The 17,806-nt window shown below is 56.7% G+C and carries 18 protein-coding genes; 13 read left to right on the forward strand and 5 right to left on the reverse strand.

Annotated elements, in window-relative coordinates; all coding sequences use genetic code 11:
* Positions 1-41 precede the first annotated feature (41 nt).
* The 11 genes from C8D04_RS15795 to C8D04_RS15845 all read left to right on the forward strand — a co-directional run bounded on the left by C8D04_RS15795 (position 42) and on the right by C8D04_RS15845 (position 12,233).
* Positions 42-1,103 carry a CaiB/BaiF CoA-transferase family protein gene (locus C8D04_RS15795; protein ID WP_231940634.1) on the forward strand — a complete coding sequence of 354 codons (1,062 nt, stop codon included), beginning with the start codon at positions 42-44 and terminating at the stop codon, positions 1,101-1,103.
* Between the two features lie 129 nt (positions 1,104-1,232).
* Positions 1,233-2,471, forward strand: coding sequence for a thiolase family protein (locus C8D04_RS15800; protein WP_056642825.1), 1,239 nt, complete (start codon positions 1,233-1,235; stop codon positions 2,469-2,471).
* A 33-nt stretch (positions 2,472-2,504) separates the two neighbouring features.
* Positions 2,505-3,266: an SDR family NAD(P)-dependent oxidoreductase gene (locus C8D04_RS15805; protein ID WP_056642823.1), complete on the forward strand. Its 762-nt coding sequence runs from the start codon at positions 2,505-2,507 to the stop codon at positions 3,264-3,266.
* A gap of 112 nt (positions 3,267-3,378) precedes the next feature.
* The gene (locus C8D04_RS15810; RefSeq protein WP_056642819.1) at positions 3,379-4,176 is read left to right on the forward strand and encodes an ABC transporter ATP-binding protein; all 798 of its coding nucleotides are present in this window, start codon (positions 3,379-3,381) and stop codon (positions 4,174-4,176) included.
* The gene (locus tag C8D04_RS15815; protein ID WP_056743885.1) at positions 4,173-6,140 is read left to right on the forward strand and encodes an AMP-binding protein; all 1,968 of its coding nucleotides are present in this window, start codon (positions 4,173-4,175) and stop codon (positions 6,138-6,140) included. The genes C8D04_RS15810 and C8D04_RS15815 overlap by 4 nt, the downstream gene beginning before the upstream one ends.
* Positions 6,137-7,021 carry a branched-chain amino acid ABC transporter permease gene (locus tag C8D04_RS15820; RefSeq protein WP_056743883.1) on the forward strand — a complete coding sequence of 295 codons (885 nt, stop codon included), beginning with the start codon at positions 6,137-6,139 and terminating at the stop codon, positions 7,019-7,021. Before C8D04_RS15815 ends, C8D04_RS15820 begins: the two co-directional genes overlap by 4 nt.
* A gap of 2 nt (positions 7,022-7,023) precedes the next feature.
* Entirely contained in the window at positions 7,024-8,076 is a 1,053-nt protein-coding gene (locus tag C8D04_RS15825) for a branched-chain amino acid ABC transporter permease (RefSeq protein ID WP_056743917.1), read from the forward strand.
* An 85-nt stretch (positions 8,077-8,161) separates the two neighbouring features.
* Positions 8,162-9,412, forward strand: coding sequence for an ABC transporter substrate-binding protein (locus C8D04_RS15830; protein ID WP_083235468.1), 1,251 nt, complete (start codon positions 8,162-8,164; stop codon positions 9,410-9,412).
* A gap of 60 nt (positions 9,413-9,472) precedes the next feature.
* The gene (locus C8D04_RS15835) at positions 9,473-10,261 is read left to right on the forward strand and encodes an ABC transporter ATP-binding protein (protein WP_056743881.1); all 789 of its coding nucleotides are present in this window, start codon (positions 9,473-9,475) and stop codon (positions 10,259-10,261) included.
* Between the two features lie 43 nt (positions 10,262-10,304).
* Positions 10,305-11,456 carry an acyl-CoA dehydrogenase family protein gene (locus tag C8D04_RS15840; RefSeq protein WP_056743879.1) on the forward strand — a complete coding sequence of 384 codons (1,152 nt, stop codon included), beginning with the start codon at positions 10,305-10,307 and terminating at the stop codon, positions 11,454-11,456.
* A gap of 96 nt (positions 11,457-11,552) precedes the next feature.
* On the forward strand, positions 11,553-12,233 hold the full coding sequence (locus tag C8D04_RS15845; RefSeq protein WP_158550323.1) for a TetR/AcrR family transcriptional regulator: 681 nt from the start codon (positions 11,553-11,555) through the stop codon (positions 12,231-12,233).
* A 297-nt stretch (positions 12,234-12,530) separates the two neighbouring features.
* Here the strand turns inward: C8D04_RS15845 and C8D04_RS15855 are convergent, their stop codons facing one another.
* The gene (locus C8D04_RS15855; RefSeq protein ID WP_082564895.1) at positions 12,531-12,758 is read right to left on the reverse strand and encodes an antitoxin Xre/MbcA/ParS toxin-binding domain-containing protein; all 228 of its coding nucleotides are present in this window, start codon (positions 12,756-12,758) and stop codon (positions 12,531-12,533) included.
* A gap of 132 nt (positions 12,759-12,890) precedes the next feature.
* Entirely contained in the window at positions 12,891-13,337 is a 447-nt protein-coding gene (locus C8D04_RS15860; protein ID WP_069105685.1) for a hypothetical protein, read from the reverse strand.
* Positions 13,338-13,967: 630 nt separating this feature from the next.
* On the opposite strand from C8D04_RS15860, the gene C8D04_RS18820 reads away from it, so the two are divergent.
* Positions 13,968-14,108, forward strand: a complete 141-nt coding sequence (locus C8D04_RS18820; protein WP_207780330.1) for a hypothetical protein — start codon at positions 13,968-13,970, stop codon at positions 14,106-14,108.
* A gap of 31 nt (positions 14,109-14,139) precedes the next feature.
* On the opposite strand, the gene C8D04_RS15865 is transcribed toward C8D04_RS18820, so the two are convergent.
* The 3 genes from C8D04_RS15865 to C8D04_RS15875 form a co-directional block, all read right to left on the reverse strand.
* The gene (locus tag C8D04_RS15865; protein WP_133243643.1) at positions 14,140-15,177 is read right to left on the reverse strand and encodes a hypothetical protein; all 1,038 of its coding nucleotides are present in this window, start codon (positions 15,175-15,177) and stop codon (positions 14,140-14,142) included.
* Positions 15,178-15,217: 40 nt separating this feature from the next.
* Positions 15,218-15,742, reverse strand: coding sequence for a hypothetical protein (locus tag C8D04_RS15870; RefSeq protein ID WP_116005706.1), 525 nt, complete (start codon positions 15,740-15,742; stop codon positions 15,218-15,220).
* Positions 15,743-15,884: 142 nt separating this feature from the next.
* A complete protein-coding gene (locus C8D04_RS15875; RefSeq protein WP_133243644.1) occupies positions 15,885-16,415 on the reverse strand; it encodes a helix-turn-helix domain-containing protein in 531 nt (176 codons plus the stop codon).
* A 391-nt stretch (positions 16,416-16,806) separates the two neighbouring features.
* Here C8D04_RS15875 and C8D04_RS15880 point away from each other — a divergent pair, with 391 nt between their 5' ends.
* A complete protein-coding gene (locus C8D04_RS15880; RefSeq protein WP_116005708.1) occupies positions 16,807-17,805 on the forward strand; it encodes a CBASS cGAMP-activated phospholipase in 999 nt (332 codons plus the stop codon).
* The last annotated feature ends 1 nt before the right edge of the window (position 17,806 follow it).

A 17,806-nucleotide genomic window follows, 5' to 3' on the forward strand; every position in this document is an offset into this window, starting at 1 on the left:
ATAAGTTAAAAATTCTACCCTAAAGTAAAACAATTAAACAAATGGAGTTCTTCATGCGAAGTAAGAGCAGCCCGCTCATGTTCCCGCTATCGGGTATCAAGATCGTCGAGTTCGAGGGGATCGGCCCAGGGCCCTTAGCTGGGTTCATGTTGATGCAGATGGGCGCTGACGTTACTGTGGTCGGGCGGCCAGGTGCGAGCGCATTGCCTGATGAGCTCACTCCGAAGGACGGGGCGCTCTTGTCGCGCGGCAAACGACGCGTCACATTGAATCTCAAGAACGACGAGGACAAGGCGCGGGCGCTGGACATGGTCGCGCAAAGCGACGGGTTGATTGAGGGCAACCGCCCGGGTGTGATGGAGCGCCTGGGTTTGGGTCCCGATGTATGTGGTGAATACAACCCGCGGCTTGTGTATGGGCGCATGACGGGCTGGGGGCAGGATGGGCCGCTGGCTCAGGCCGCCGGGCACGACATGAACTATGTCGCTCTCACTGGGCTCATGTCGATCACCGAGCAACCGGGACACCCTCCCATGCTTCCACCCACAGTGGTTGGGGATGCTGCCGGCGCCCTCGGGTTTGCATTTGGCATGGTGTCGGCGTTGCTAGGCGCGCGGGATAAGGGCCAGGGCTGCGTGGTTGACGGCGCCATCATTGATGTGTTGGCAATGCTGTCGCCGCTCGTGCAACTGATTCGTCAAGGTGGCGGATTGGAAGGCAGCGAACCCAGTGTCTTCCATGACTCACCCTTCTACGACCGCTATCTGTGCAGCGATGGGCGATACATCACGGTCGGTGCAATCGAGCCACAGTTCTATGCATTGCTGTTGACGCAATTGCAGCTGACGGATGTCGACCCCGCACGGCAAATGGACAAGACTTTGTGGCCGTCTCTCAAGGCGCGGATTGCGCAGCGCTTTGCTTCCCAACCTAGTACGTACTGGAATGCACTGATGGAAGGCACTGACAGTTGCTTTGCGCCGGTGCTCACCATGGCCGAAGCCGCCGCTCATCCCCACAACGTGGCTCGTGGTTTGTACAGCGTGACTGAGCAGGGCGATATTGAGACTGCGCGGGGCATGCGATTCCTGCCGCTTTGCTGAGCCGCGAATGTGATACCAAGGGTAATCCCTGGCAAGCAGTTGAGAATTTTACTGTACAGTAAAAACATCTTACGCAAAGTAATTTATTTGACTTTCATGGATCAAGAAGATCCGCCACGGAGAAATGCGATGGAAGATATCTATGTGGTTGGTGTGGGGATGACGCCATTCGGACGGCATCTGGACAAAGACATCAAGGCGCTCACACGCGAGGCCACGGCGGCTGCTTTGGCGGACGCGGGATTGGAAAAAGAAGACTTGGAAGCGGCCTTTTTTGGGAACACTTCCCAGGGGCATATGGATGGCCAGCACATGATTCGTGGGCAAATTGCGCTGCGGGCCATGGGGATTGGGCGCATTCCGGTGGTGAACGTCGAAAACGCTTGTGCAAGCGGCTCGTCGGCGTTCGTTCTAGCCTGCAATCACCTCAAGTCGGGTGCTGGCGATGTCGCTTTGGCTGTTGGTGCAGAGAAGATGTTCTCATCCGACAAGCTCAAGATGTTCTCGGTGTTTGACAGTGCCTGGGATCTCTCGCGTGCAGAAGAGATTCGTGGGGAGTTGATGAAGATGGGGCGCGACGTGGCGGTGCCCGAGGGGAGTACCTCACCCAGGCCGTACAGCGTTTTCATGGACGTGTATGCGGCGTTTGCACGATCGCACATGCGCACTTTCGGGACGACGCAGCGCCAGTTAGCCGCCGTTTCGTCCAAGAACCACGCGCACTCCATGCACAACCCGCTGTCGCAGTACCGGATGGCTTACAGCATCGAAGAGGTGCTCGCCGCGCCGCCGATCACCTACCCATTGACTCTGCCCATGTGCTCCCCGGTGTCTGATGGCGCAGCAGCAGCCATCATTTGCACACGCTCGGCGCTTATGCGCTTGAACATCGATGAAAAGCGTGCCATCAAGGTGTTGGCGGCAGTAGTGCAAAGCGGTTCCGACCGGAGCGAAGACGACTACACCAACCACTGCACAGCACTGGCTTCGCGCAGGGCATATGAACTGGCAGGTGTTGGCCCAGCAGATATCTCGGTGGCCGAGGTGCACGATGCCACGGCCATGGGTGAAATCATTCAGACAGAAAACCTCGGTTTCTGTGAGTTCGGCATGGGCGGTGTGATTGCCGAGCGGGGTGATACCCGGATTGGTGGCCGCATTCCCGTTAATCCGTCCGGCGGCCTGGAGTCTAAGGGGCACCCTGTTGGGGCCACCGGTATTGCCCAAGTCCATGAGTTGGTAACTCAGCTTCGCGGGGAAGCCGGACTGCGGCAGGTGACTGACGCAAGGATTGCGCTGGCAGAAAACGGTGGCGGTCTTGAGGGCATTGAAGAAGCTGTTGCCTGTATCACCATCTTGGCGCGCTGAGCGCTGCACTCAATAAGAGACAAGAGAAACAGTATGGATGTCAAAAATACCATTGCCTTCGTCACAGGAGCTGCTTCAGGCCTGGGGCTCGCCACTTGCAAGGCATTGCTTGCGGCCGGAGCGAGCGTCATGGCGGTTGATCTGGACGAAGAGCGCCTTGCGAGCGAGGTGCTGCCGATGGGCGAGCGCGTGCGAATCCAGAAGGTTGATGTTTCGGACGAGGCCAGTGTGAAGGCTGGCGTAGACGCGGCAGTGGCGGAATTTGGTGCGCTGCATGTGGCGGTAAATTGCGCGGGAATTCTGGGTCCCTGCAAGACGCTTTCAAAGGGCGAGTTATTCCCGATGGATCTTTGGAACCGGGTGATCGCCATCAACCTGACCGGGACATTCAACGTGGTGCGCTATGCGTCGTTGGCCATGTCGCAGAACGAGCCCAATGTCGACGGTGAACGGGGGGTCATCGTGAACACGTCATCTGGTGCTGCGTGGCAGGGTCAAGTGGGCCAGGCCGCATATAGCGCCAGCAAAGCGGCGGTCATTGGAATGACGCTTCCGGTGGCGCGGGATCTTGCGCAACACGGAATCCGAGTGGTGGCCGTGGCGCCTGGTCTGTTTGAGACCGCCATGTCTGCAGGCATGCCAACGAAGGTGTCGCAAAACATTATTGACAACGTCATCCTCTTTCCTCATCGCATGGGGCAGGCACAAGAGTTCGGTGGACTGGTTCGGCACGTTGTGGAAAACGCCTATTTGAATGCCACCACGATCAGCCTGGATGCGGGTGTCCGTTGTTAGTCGTGGTCCATTGATCGCTGCGAGCATTCCCGCAAATGGATGCGTAGACCCTGCAAAGGTCTTATGAAGGAAATTCGATGGACAAAGCCAAGAATTCAGAGTGGAGGTGCCAATGAATGCAGCCATTCAAAGCCAGCGGGAAGGCGTGGTGCTGACAGCCCAGAATCTGCTGCTGCAGTTCGGTGGAGTTGTGGCGCTGAATGATGTTTCGATTGATGTGCGCAAGGACGAGCTGCTGGCAATCATCGGGCCGAACGGAGCGGGAAAGTCTTCTCTGATGAACTGCCTGAGCGGGTTCTACCGCCCCAAGAAAGGCGAGATATCCCTGGCCGGGCACAACGTGCGCGACATGGCGGTTCACGACGTGGCGGCACAGGGCCTAGCGCGCACCTTTCAAGGTACGCACATTTTTTCGGGCATGACCGTTATCGAGAACCTGATGGTGGGGCGCCACATGCACATGCGGGCCAATCTCGTGCAGTCATTTTTCCATTTCGGCCCGGCAAAACGGGAAGAAGTTTTGCATCGGGAGGTGGTGGAAGAAATCATTGAATTTCTTGAAATTGAATCCATCCGGCATGCGCCGGTGGGCAGCCTCGGTTATGGGCTTCGCAAGCGCGTGGACTTGGGGCGCGCACTGGCCCAAGACCCGAAGATTCTGTTGATGGATGAGCCTATGGCCGGTATGAATACTGAAGAGAAAGAAGACTTGGCACGTTTCATTCTGGATGTGCGCGAGGCAAAGCGCATTCCTATTGTTTTGGTGGAGCACGACATGGGTGTGGTGATGGACCTGGCTGACCGCATCGCTGTGCTGGACTTTGGACGCAAGATCGCCGATGGAACGCCCAAGGAGATCCAGGCTAATCCCGCAGTGCTTAAAGCCTATCTTGGGGAGGGCGTCCAATGAAACTCGAAATCGCGACCCTTCCCCAGTTGCTGCGCAAGCATGCGCATGCTAACCCCAACCGTCTTTCCCAGCGCCATAAGCAGCGCGGCATTTGGCGGGAGTACAGCTTTGCGGATGTGCAGCGCAACGTTCGAGAGATTGCGCTGGGCATGCACCAAGCAGGCGTCAAAGCGGGTGAGACCATTGCCATCATTGGTGAGAATGAGCCGCAGCATTACTGGGCCGAGTATGCCGCGCATGCACTGGGATGCAAAGTTGTATCCATGTACCCGGACCTCACTTCGGAGGAGGTGGCCTATCTTTTGGACGACAGCGAAGCAGTCATCTTGTTCGCGCAGGACCAAGAGCAGGTTGACAAGGGCCTGGATGTCCGGAACAAGACGTTGAAGATGCGCCACATTGTGTATTGGGATGAAACGGGTATGTGGTCGTATAACGACCCCATCCTGCAAACCTTCGATGGCATGCAGCGGCAAGGGCGTGAAATCCATCAACGTAACGGAAAGATGTACGACGCGCTAGTGGATGCGGGAGCCCCCGATGACATAGCGGTTCTTTCTTACACTTCCGGCACGACGGGGCAGCCCAAGGGCGTCATCCTCACGCATCGCTTTTTGATCGACAACGCCCAGCGCTTGATCGATTCCATGGATGTGAAGCCGGGTATGGAATACCTGAGTTACATCGCGCCATCCTGGGCCACTGAACAAATATATGGCATCACCATGGGATTGGGATTGCCCATGGTAGTGAACTTCCCCGAGGGCCCGGAGCAGGTGTTGTCCAACATTCGGGAATTGGCGGTGGAAGGTATGACATTTGCTCCGCGCCAGTGGGAAAGCATGGCGTCCTCTGTGCAGGCGCACATGCTCGACGCAGGACCCATTCGACGAGGTGTCTACGAGTGGGGCATGAAGATCGGTCACACCGTTAATGTGGGGCGCTTGGATGGAAAACCCGTTGGCCTGCTGGACCGGTTGCTGTTTCCTATCGCCAATGCACTGGTTCTGCGCCCGTTGCGAGATCTGCTCGGCCTGACCCGGCTGCGCTGTGCCAGCTGCGGTGGTGCCACCATGGCACCGGATGTGTTTCGCATGTTCCATGCCATGGGTATACCTCTGCGCAACATCTATGGCTCCACCGAAACCGGGTTGCTGACATGCCACCAGGGTGACCGATTTGATCTGGAGACCGTAGGGCACTGGATGAAGGCGCATCCAGAGGCGGGCCCACCATTGGAATGGCGCTTGAGTGCGGACGGAGAGCTGCAGATTCGTGGCGGAAGCCCGTTTCTGGGCTACTACCGCAGAGAGGGTTCCGTAGAGTCGAAGGTGAAAGATGGCTGGTTCTACACGGGCGATGCCGTAACGAAAACTGAGCTAGGCGAGCTCGTGTTCCTGGAGCGGTTGTCGGACCTCAAGCGTTTGCGCAGCGGAGAAACCTTCCCGCCGCAGTTCGTCGAGACCCGCCTTCGGTTCAGTCCCTTCATCAAGGACATCATGACGGTGGGAGACGAGACGAGGGACTTCGTGGCCGCTCTCATCAATATCGACATGGCTGTTCTGTCGCGGTGGGCAGAAGACAAGCGGATCGGATTTTCAACCTTTACCGATTTGTCACAGCGGCCAGAGGTCGCAGAGTTGATCAGTCAGGAAATTACCCGTGTGAATCAGTTTTTGCCGGCGCATGCGCGGGTCAAGCGATTCGCCAATTTTCCAAAAGAGCTTGATCCGGACGAGGGCGAACTAACACGTTCGAGAAAGCTGCGGCGCGAATTCCTGGAGGTGCGATACGCCACGCTGATCAACGGTTTATATGACGGCTTGCACGCCGTGCGTATCGATATTCCTGTGACCTACCAGGACGGTCGGCGCGGCAATTTCGAGGCTCTGGTGTCCATCCATGACACGGACGCCGCAGGGTCAGACCACCTGGGCGCAGCCCGAAGCAGAGGACGGAAATGATCGATTTTATTAACTACCTGATAAACGGTGCGCTGTCAGGGCTTCTGTATGCGTTGATCGCCATGGGTTTCGTCGTGATCTATCGCGCGTCAAAGGTGTTCAACTTTGCACAAGGTGAGTTGGTGGTCTTTGGCGGCTACATGGTGTGGTGGACGATTATTCAGATGGGTCTACCGCTGTGGGTCGGATTGCCCGTGGCATTCGTTAGTGCTGCAATTTTTGGTTTCATGATTGAGCGGATATTTTTTGCCCGTCTGGTTGGGGAATCCGTCTTCTCGATGGTCATGGTGACGATCGGTCTCTTGATTCTGATCCGAGGCGTTGTGTTGGTGCTTTTTGGTCCACAGGTGCGTGCTTTTCCGATCATCTTTCCTCTGGATCCGATCATCGTTGGCGATCTCATCGTCTCCCGTTCGATGCTCTACGGTGGAATTATGACCATCTTCATCGGCGTTGGCCTCTCCTGGTTTTTCAACCGGACAAGGGCTGGCTTGACCATGACGGCCGTGGCGGAAGACCACCAGGTGGCCATGTCCATGGGCATCTCGGTGCAGCGTTCCATTGCCTTTGCGTGGGTGCTGGGATCCGTGCTTTCCACACTGGGGGCGATAGTGCATTTGAGTGGCCGCTCCATCAACATGATGAGCTCCGACATCGGCCTGGCTGCCTTGCCGGTGGCCTTGCTGGCTGGGTTGGAGTCCCTCGCAGGTTTGCTGATCGCCGGTGTTTTGGTGGGTGTGATTCAGGGTTTGGCTTCGGCCTATCTCGATCCCCTGGTGGGGGGAGCGCTGGGCTCCGTCTTTCCTTTCATCATCATGCTGGTGGTGTTGTTAATTCGTCCCACCGGCATGTTCGGGTGGAAAACCATTGAGAGGGTATGAGCATGGATCCCGCAGGTGTATTCGCGACTTCTTTCGCCAAAGACCAAGCACTAATTCGCACGCGCAGCCAGGCGGTGGCATTGGGCCTGTTTGTTATAGCGTTGTTTGCGCTGCCCCTGATCAGCGAGGTCCGCTGGGTGGCGATCATGACCTCTATGCTGATTACTGCAGTGGTGGTCATGGGGCTGCAGATCAATACTGGTCTAGCGGGTCAGATCAATTTGGGTCAAGCTGCGTTCATGGGGGTTGGTGCGTATGCAACAGCGCTCCTAGCGACGAAAGGCCACCTGCCTTTCTGGCTGGCTTTGCCCATCGGCGGGCTGTGCGCGGCGCTTTTTGGGCTGGTGTTTGGATTAACCGCAATGCGCATAAAGGGTTTTTACCTTGCCTTGACCACGATTGCTGCGCAGATTTTGTTCCACTTCTTTGTGCTCAACCTGCCTGCCAAGTGGCTGGGGGGATCTAACGGCATCACTCTGGAACCAGCACAGCTCCTTGGTTTCGTTTTCAACACCGATACCCGCATTTACTACCTGTGTCTGGTAGTGGCCTTCATCATGATTGCGGGCGCCTACGGCGTCGCACGCAGCCGCCATGGTCGAATTTTTGCGGCAGTGCGCGATGACGACGTGGCCTCAGGAATGATGGGCATCAATGTCGTGCGCACCAAGGTACTTGCCTTCTTGCTGGGTGCGTTTTACGCGGGCATCGGTGGAGGGCTCTGGGCTTACTACGTCAGGTTCGTGGCGATTGACCAGTTCACCCTGATCCACTCGATATGGTTCATCGCGATGATCATTGTGGGTGGCATGGGGTCGGTGACGGGCGCGCTGATCGGCGTGTTTGTTATCCGTACTGCCCAGGAGACGATCACCATCGTGGGCCCTTCACTGGTCGAGAACTTTTCCTTCCTGAGCGGAGATGTTGTTTTCGCAGTGATGAATATTTTCCTGGGTGGAGTCATCGCGGCCTTTCTGATCTTTGAGCCACGCGGTCTGATGCACCGGTGGAACATCGTCAAGCGGTCTTATCGCATGTGGCCTTACCCATATTGACCGCAATCCTGTTTTCTGCAGCCACCTTAGGCGCTGGGAAGGGCTGCTCCAATGCAAAGCGCTACTACAAAAGGAGACTTTTTTTATGAAAACGAATCGAGCAAAGTTGTCGGCAATGGTCAAACTGGGGCAACGCGGCGCTTTACTGGCGTCAGCCTTGTGCCTTGGCGGCATGGCACAAGCTCAGACTACTTACAACGTGGCTGGCCTGGCTGACTTCACCGGACCTTTCGCAGACATCATGAAAGATATGACGGGATGCCGCCGTGCGGTGCTCGACTGGTGGAGCGAAGAGGTCGGTAAAGCGCAGGGCGTCGCATTGCGAATCAAGGATTTCGACACCCGCTATGACGTCGCCCAAGTGGCCAGCCTCTGGCCAGGCATCAAGTCCGAGCTCAACCCGGTGGCTGTTCTGGGTGTGGGCGGTGCAGATACCAATGCGCTGCAGCAGCGCTTGCCTAGTGACAAGGTGCCTCTTGTCCAGTCGACAGCAGGATATGGATTTGCTTGGAAGGGTGATAACTGGGTGTTCAATGCCCGTGCCACTTACCCGCACGAAGCGGCTGCGTTTTATGTGTGGATGCAGAAGAAGTCGGGTTCGTCTGCTCCTCTCAAGGTGGGGGTGATTTCATCGGAAGTATCGCCGGCCTACGTGGACATCCACAAAGGTGTCGAGAAGTTCGCTAAGGACAATCCGAAGATCATTGAAGTCGTTGAAACGATTTATACCGAAGCACAGCCGACCGACCTTACCCAGCAGGTCAGCCGCCTGGTCCGCAAGGGGGCCACGGTACTGCAGGTGTTCAACAATACAGCATCGGTAGTGGCGACACGGCGCGCCCTGCAAAGCCTTGGAAAAACCAATATTCCGATAGTGGTTAGCGCTCATAACGGGTTGCTTTCGTCGGGGAAAGCGCTGGGTGACCTGAGCCAAATGGATGGAAACTATGAGGTCTATGGCATGGCCATGGCCGCCGAAGGCGCAACACCGGCACGGGACTTCTTCGAGAAACTGCGCAGCCAATACAAGTTGCAAGCCGCCTATAACTCTGCCTGCATTATGGGCATGAGCCAAGCGATGTTGACGGTTCGTGCCGTTGAAAATGTTGTCAAGGTCAAAGGTGCTGGCGGTGTGACGGGCGAAGAGGTTCGCGCTGCACTGCTGTCCACCCCCATGCCTACCGAGCGCAGTTTTGGCTTGTTGCCCAATATCAAGTTCAACAATGATGCGCCGTTCCCGACCTCGGGCACAGCCGTCAACATCGGCACCGTCGAAAAGGGAAAGTACAAACTTCTCGAGCAGAACGTTCCGGTTCCTGTGTTGAACAAGTGGTAATTGCAAATCGGCCTGGGTCTCGGGCCACCGAGACCCAGGCCACATCATCTGGAGCTACCCGTGCTTGAACTGAACAACGTTGAAGTCCTCTACAGCGACGTCATTCTTGCTGTCAAAGGCATTACCGCCAAAGTCCCCGCTGGACAGTGCGTGACCTTGCTGGGCGCCAATGGCGCTGGCAAGAGCACCACGCTCAAGGCCATCTCCAACCTGGTCAGGACAGAGGATGGTCGTGTGACGGCGGGGAGTATTCAATTTGATGGTGCGGACATCACCGGTGCCAACCCCGTCGATGTCGTTCGCAAGGGGTTGGTACATGTCATGGAAGGGCGCAAGGTTCTCCGCCACATGACAGTGGAGCAGAACCTGGTGGTGGGCGGTCATATGGGCAGCGCTGGCGATGCCAAGGAAATGCTTGATGAGGTGTATAGCCGCATCAAGCGTCTGAAAGCCTTGCGTACTCGCACAGCAGGTTACCTGTCGGGCGGCGAGCAGCAATTGCTGGTAATTGGACGGGCCCTGATGGCCAAGCCTAAGTTGGTGATGATCGACGAGCCTTCGCTCGGCTTGGCTCCGCTGATGGTCGATGAGGTCTATGGTTTGCTGAGTGACCTCAAGACCAGCGGTCTGACTCTGCTGATCGTGGAGCAAAACACCCGCGTCGCTCTGGATTTAGCCGACTACGGCTATGTGATGGAGAGCGGACGGATCGTGTTAGAGGGCCCCTCCAACAGCTTAAAGACCAACGAGGACGTTCGAGAGTTCTACCTCGGCCTGACGGTCGATGGGGAGCGCAAGAGTTTCCGCGACATGAAACATTACCGCCGCCGCAAGCGCTGGCTGGGTTGACCGCATTGGGTCAGTCGTTTTCCAAGTTTTCAAGGATGGGTTTATGAGCATCGTTTCCAATGCATTGCTGAGCGAACAAGAAGTCATTATTCGGGAGTCTGCCCGGCGTGTCGCGACTGAAGTGGTGGGTAGCACGGCCGCCGAACGTGATCGCACGGGGGCTTGGCCACACGACGAAATCAAGGCAGTTGCCGACGTAGGCTTCATGGGCATGCTCGCCCCGCCAGCATACGGCGGTTCCGGGCTTTCATTCGTGGAGTATTGCCTGGCTATTGAAGAATTCGCAGCGGCCGATGGTGGCTTCGCCACCATGATGCACGTCCACAACTCAGCTGCGCACGTGTTACGTAGTTTTGGAACCGAACAACAGATGGCCCGCCATCTGCCGGATCTGGCCAGTGGCAAGCGCATTGGTGCCTTTTTATTGTCAGAGCCCCATGCAGGCTCGGATACCGCAGCCATCCGGACCACGGCTAAGCGGGACGGCGACGTTTATGTGATCAATGGCAGCAAACAATGGATTTCCAATGGCAGTGAAGCGGGCTTTGCGCTCGTCGTGGCAGCAACTGCGGAACCAGGTGCCCGTCACCGCTTCAGCCTGTTCATCGCGGACCCCGAAGATCCAGGCTACCAATGCTTGCGTATCGAAAGGAAGCTGGGCCAGCACACGGCCCACACGGCTCAGATTCAGCTGGACAACATGCGTGTTCCAGTTCAGAACATGATCGGTGAGGAAGGGCGCGGGTATGGCAAAGCACTATCGCTGTTGTCCGATGGGCGCATCGCAATCGCCGCCCTGGCCATCGGCATTGCCCGTGCAGCGCTGGAGGCAGCCATCCGCTACGCCAAAGAGCGCGAGGCCTATGGCAAGCCACTCACCGAACTGCAGGCCATTAGCTTTGATTTGGCGGAAATGGCCATGCAGGTTGAGGTGGCGCACCAGTACATGCTGTATGCAGCTCGTCTTACGGATGCGGGCCTGCCAACCAGTAAGGAGGCCTCCGTTGCTAAACTCTATGCCAGCGAAATGGCTGAAAAGGTTTGCTCTGCGGCGCTGCAAGTGCATGGTGGCTACGGGTATGTCAACGACTTCCCGGTCGAGCGCTATTATCGCGATGTGCGCGTTACAAAGATCTACGAAGGCACTAGTCACATTCAAAAGTTGATCATTGCGCGCAGTATCTTGGCTGGCTGATGAGCACGGCCTTTCTCCGCAGGCCTATCGGCGAAAGCAGTTCGATACACTTTGCCTCAGTTAGCGATACGAATGCCCTCAAGGAAAACAACACCAATGAGTACGCCAATTGAGGCAAAGCCCAAGTCACTGACACGCAATGCTGCCAAAAGATCGGGCAAGGGCGCAAAATGGAACAATGCGGTCAGCGGCGCGGATGAGCAGTACCAGCTCAAAAAGCAAGCTGTCATTGCGGAAGCTTCGCGCGCATTTGGCCGCCATGGGTACAAGAATGTGTCCTTGGACGAGATTGCAAAAACGCTCAACGTCACCAAGCCTGCCCTCTACTACTACTTCAAGAACAAGCAGGAACTTGTCTACGAATGCCACGAGCTCGCCATGCATTTGGGAGATCGCGTCTTGCAAGACGCGATCGCTTCGGAAAATACTGGTTTCGGTCGGATCTCGGCCTTCATTAAGAACTACATCTCGTTGCTAACGGATGAAATGGGCGCACCGGCGATCCTCCAGGATTTCTCCGGTATGACTGTGGCGGATCAGAAAAAAATCACTTTGCGTCGGCGAAAGTTTGATCAAGAGCTGCGCAAAGTGCTCGAGGGGGGTGTTCAGGATGGTTCCATTGCCCCGTGCAACGTGAAATTGGCGGTGTTCTGGTTCATGGGCGCTGTTAGCTCGATTACCCAATGGATGCATATCGATGGCAGCCTTGGAAGCGACGAAGTGGCCGATATTTTTATCGGTTTTCTTGCGCATGGTATTCGTCCCAGTCAAGCGTGAATCTGGCGCAACAGGCTTGGGCTTCCGGTTGTGTTCTTCGCAGTGAGGCAATTCTGGCGGACATCGTCGTGCATGGCGGAAACCGGTGCTGGAATCAGGTCTTCAGGCTTGATCAGGATGGCAAGGTGGTCGAGTTCTTCGAGGTAGCCAATGCGAGTCTTTCTGCTTCGACGATGGGATGCTGAGAAGCTGGTCGGCCCACACGGGAATCCAAGGCGGCTTTCAAGGCGTGTGCGATGGCCCAATGAATTAGTGGGCAGTGACGCATTCAATGAATGGAGAGCACCACAATTGCGCTCAGGAATAGGCCCCGGATTGCGCGCGCAGGAGGTGGCTACGCACCAAATCCAGCCCGCCGGGTCCGCTGAGAACATCCAGTGGACGACGATGACCAAATGTCGGTGCCAATTCCAACAGCCATTGGTCAAGCCAAGCCCGCGCGTCAAAACCTACTGGTGTTCCTGATTCATCAACCATACGCTGAACAAGTGCGGAGAGGGTAGCGATATCGTCTTCGAGGGCCATGGCCCATTCTGATCTGCACGCCAGATGAATGCAATGCACACGTCCGGGCAAGGTATCTTGAATTGAAGGGAGTTCCCCGCCCTACCACCGCCTGCATGACGAACATGGAGGCGATGAACTGCAGTGGGCGATTCAGCGAATTGCTCGCTTGCTTTGGGCGGACATATGAAAACTGCCTTGGTCTTCGGCTGGGGTGCAAGAGTGTGGGGGGTATTTTGAACGTGCGAGCACCGCGCGTGCTGCTGCAACTATCGCGGCTGAGATCAGGCTGATCTGCAGCCATGCCACCATGAGCAAGAAGTCGAGTTGCTGTGCTCCTCGCTCCAAGTCATCTGGTGCCACAGGCTGCGCAAGTATCACTGCAACATTGAATGATGGGAGTGTCATCTTCATCAGCAGATTGATTGCCGAGGCAGAGCCCATGGCTGCTGAGCCGTAAGTGGCAATCATCAGGGCGGTACCGATAAGCAGGCCGAGCAGGATGGGTTTGATGATGCGGGGCATGAGCATGCGAATCAAGCCGATCGCCATCAGTATCGAAGGAGCAACCATAGTGCTGCCCGCTTGAAATTGCCCCATGGAATGCGGCTTGATGCCAATCTTGATGAGCGCGTTGGCCAGGGAGGAATGTCAACATGTGGGCTGCTATGGCAGTTTTACAGCTTATATTTTTGCTCTCGACCCAATTTGACTGAGGCATATGTTTTTACAGGATAGGAAAAGTCATGCCTCAGGAGAGGAATTTTTACAGGGTATATTTTTATGATCAGCATTGATCGTAAAAATAAACTCTGTAATGTAAAAATTAACTCTGTAAATTTTGCATGGAGTTCGGTCGCTGGGGGGCTTTTCGTTTGAAGGAAAGTCCCAGTTGGCAAGGAGCCAACTACTCCTGAACGCGCCTGCACTGAAATTTGCTTCTCGGAAAAGTGATATTTCGTCGCAATTAGTCAGTTGACCGTTTCAGGCTGAAAGCGTTACTAGAGTTTTGCGATCCGCCTGCCACATACGTGCCGTTCAATCGAGCGACTCTGTGTACCCGATGTAGACCTCCAGCGGTCAGCCAACTTGCCGAAATGCCTCATCCAAACCGGCCGTTCAGATATGCCTTTGAAGGAATACGAACAGACTTCCCACCTTCCACAAACGGTGTCGAAGCACCAAGATTCATATCTGACCATCAATCTGCTGACGGATAAGGGGAAGTCCATGACTGAGATTACACAAGGCGATATCGTTCGAGTAAGGGTTGAACAATCAGCTGGAGAGCTGACTGGTGAAACATTCGCAACAGCAGCTTGTACTTTTCGGGTGATTTCTTCTGCGCTCACTCCCGTCATAGCGTCCTGACGCAGCGCAGCGCAGCGAAGCGCGCGAATGCTCATCTTGCAAACTGCGCCAGCGGATCTATCCCTGCCTGAACTCTTTGCCTGACAGCTTCCAAATCCACTGCGCCGTCAACAGGTGGCGGGTTGCTTAGAAACTCTTCATTCAACTCAAGCAGCATGTCCAGCGGAGCGTCATCAAACCAGACATCTGCGGGGTGTTTGCCATTGGCCAACATCTTGCGCAGCAGGGAGACCAGTCGATTGCTTTTGCTCCAGTGCTCTTTGCCCAAGTGTTTGAAAAGATCGCGTCGGCGGCGGTAAGGGTAGCCTTCGTCCACGCAGGCGCTGGCGCACTCCATGTGGATACCGGCGATGGCCCCGTCAAATGTTGCCCATGCGGAGGGTGCCATTGCATAAGGGGGAAAACGCACAAAGCCACCTGACCTCATGTGGCTAGGCCCCTGCATCAGCGAGGCAAGCCGCATCGCCTCGATGGCCAGCAGTCCGGATCCCACATCCTGGTACAGGCCATCATCGCCACCCAGGAGCAGCCAGTTGAACATTCCCTGCCTTGCGATCGAGACCACATCGGACGCATCTTTGAGGCGGTTGACGCGCGCCGACATGATGCACAGGTTGCCGGGGACGTAGCCGAGCTGGTTGTTCAGGCGGTCGACGGACCAATCGGTGTCGGTCATCGTGCCCTGCGTCAAATTGACCCCAGAGACGGGGCACACCGTCACCGTGATGCTCTTGAGGTATTCCTTGGTCAACGCCGAGCTGACGGCAATCTCTCGGTGGTAGGCGTTCTTGCGCAGCGTCAGGAGCTTGCGGAGATACACGTCTGCAGTTCTTGATGGCTGGCGCTTGCCGTGCTCGAACCCCCGGACCATCTCGGTGCAAGTGGTGTCAGGGTCAATGCTCAAGCCGTGGCTGGCCAAGTCCTGGCCGAGCTGGAACGCGTAGCGGTCGGAGAGGGAGTCTTCCCGATCCATTTCTGCATCCCGCTGATCCAGCGTGGCAAGGTAGTCGGGGCGATCGTTCCAGTACCGAAGGGGGTTGTGCAAGGTTTCTTTGTCTGATGGGCTCATGAGCATTTCTCTGTGAGATGAAGTGTTGGTTTGTGCTGTCCTATCGCTTGTTCCAGTCTGCTCGAACCAGTCTGGCGAGGGCCATTTCAATGTCCTCAAGAGAAGAAGTTGGGTAGGTCATGTGGGTCAACCCAAGCTCGTCGAACACCTCGGCAGGGATCTCCCTGACAGGCACATAGCGCAGCGTGTATTCGCGGGAATGCCCACCTTTAAGCCCATTGGCAATATTGACGATGCAACCACCGCTCTTGATGGCGTGTGTCCAATAGTGCGTAGTAGGCCCACCATAGCCAGGGCGCACCCAGCGATGCAGCACCAGTTTTTCCTCAGACTTGCCCACGTAGCGCACTTGGGCCTGATCGTCGGTCACGAAGTAGATGTATGGGCCACTCAAACGTGAGGACTCAAGCGCTGGCGTTTTGCGTTTGTGAGTCGGCAGCGGGGCGATGATTGGATACTCGATGCCCTTAAATTCCTGCCGGTCTCTGGTAAATGCACCAGGCAAAACACTATTGAACTTCCACGCGACATAAGTCTTGAGTTGGGCGGGCATTTGGCTAGGCATGGTGCGTTCCTTGAGCAGTAGATTTCAGAGTAGTGTCGAGTTCTGGCGAAACCTGCAGGCCGATTACGACCGTCAGTTGCTAGGCACAAAACATACTGTGAAGGTCAAATTTAGGCCACGCCGCTCGGTCAAGACGCAATAATTAGGGCCAAGAAATTCCTTTTTCTTCGCAAGCTTTTTGCTCGAAATCAAAGAGATTTCGAAGCGAGTAGCAGTGGCGCTGTAGGTCGGCTGCAGTGGCTCCAACGAGGATCTTTGGCGCGACGCGATTGAGCATGGCCGTGATCGTCGATTCGGCTACATCCGCATCGGTCGCCTTTTCGAGCCAAAAGCGCAAGTTGGTGCGCAGCGTCGTTGCGCCTTGACGCCATCCCCAGCGATCAGGAGAAATGAACGCTCGTTTGACCATCGCCAGTTCCTGGTCCTCAGGGACGAGCGATTGCCGCCGACCTCCGTGCGTGAGCGACTTTTGCCCACGAATAAACCGGTTGCGCGTGCGGGAGATCCAATACCGATCGCGGCCGAGCATCAGGGCGACCTGGTCCAGCGTGAGGCCCGCGAGCGGCAGGAGATAGGCCTGCGCCGCTCGCAGCTCTTCGATGTCCGAAGTCTCTTGCAAGATCCGGTGGGCGCGCTGTTCAGCGCCAGCAGAGTGGTTCACTGGGCGGGGCATGTTGTCCTCAATAGGGCAGGGGCGACGGGCGCCCATGGTACGCGGCACCAAAAAAGGGCACCAGAGCCAGGGAGTGCGGGCGAGATGCCAAGTGCGGCCGATTTGGGCTAGTAGCCGCAACATCGATCTGCAGTCGGCCCGGGCAGCCCACGCATCGTGCCTACTTTAGGCTGATCCGAGTCATTCGCTGGTGGCGGCCCTACTGACCACTACCGCCGCAACCGGACGTTCGATGGCGCGCGGCATTTGCGGCCGAAGTGCCGCCCAGACCCGTCGATCAGTCAGCAGCGACAGAAATCCGGACGAGTGCGACGAAAGATGCTTGAAGTGATCGCGCGCACACCCGTTGATTGGTATCCTCACCCTTCAAAACCTAGATGCGGGGGGGCGTATGGCGTGGACCGAAGAGTGGCCTTTTCAGGCGCTGGCACTGACCGGAGGAGGCTACAGAGGCCTTTTCACGGCGCGGGCACTGCAGGAGATGGAAGATCACATCGGCGAACCCATCGGCCGTCGGTTTGACCTCTCGTATGGCACCTCGATCGGCGGCATCATCGCGCTGGCCGTGGCGTTCGAAGTCCCCATGCTGAAGGTTGTACAGGCCTTCGAACAGTCGGGGGAGAAGATCTTTCCTTCGCGCGAGAAACCTAAGGGCAAGTTCGCCAAGGCTCTGGATATCTATCAACACTGGGATCGGCCACGATACAAGTCACAGGCGCTGCGCGAGGTGATCACGAGCCTCATTCCTGAGGACGCCACGCTCAACGACGCCATACACGCCGTCGGCATTCCCGCGGTTAATGTCACCAGCGGCAAGCCACAGGTCTTCAAGACCCGGCACAAGGCGGAATGGACGCGCGACTGGAAATACAAGGTTGTGGACGTGGCCCTGGCCACCTCGGCAGCGCCGACGTTCTTCGAACTGGCGGAAGTCGATGGCCAGCGCTACGCCGACGGCGGCCTGTACGCCAATGCGCCGGATCTTCTGGCCCTTCACGAGGCTGAGCACTTCTTCGACGTGCCTAGCACCGCCGTCCGCATTCTCAGCGTCGGCACGACGACTAACATGTATTCGCTGTCCTTCGAGACCGGCCGGGAATTGGGCATACAGGGCTGGATGGACGATAACCGTCTGTTCTCCGTCACGATCTCGTCGCAGCAGCAGCTTGTGGATCAGCTGATGCAACACAAACTGAAGGATCGGTACTTCCGCCTGGACGCGCCCCCGTCGAACGAGCAGGCCAAGGATCTTGGCCTAGACGTCGCCACCGAGGCCGCGCGGCGCACGCTGATGGCCCTGGGCAAGAAGGCCGCAAGCGACATCCTCAACACGAATCTGGCGCCGTTCCTGGCGCACAAACCCCAGATGACTCTGGTGCGGGGCGGCTGAG

It is taken from the genome of Simplicispira sp. 125 (assembly GCF_003096555.1).
Classification (GTDB): Bacteria; Pseudomonadota; Gammaproteobacteria; order Burkholderiales; family Burkholderiaceae_C; genus Simplicispira.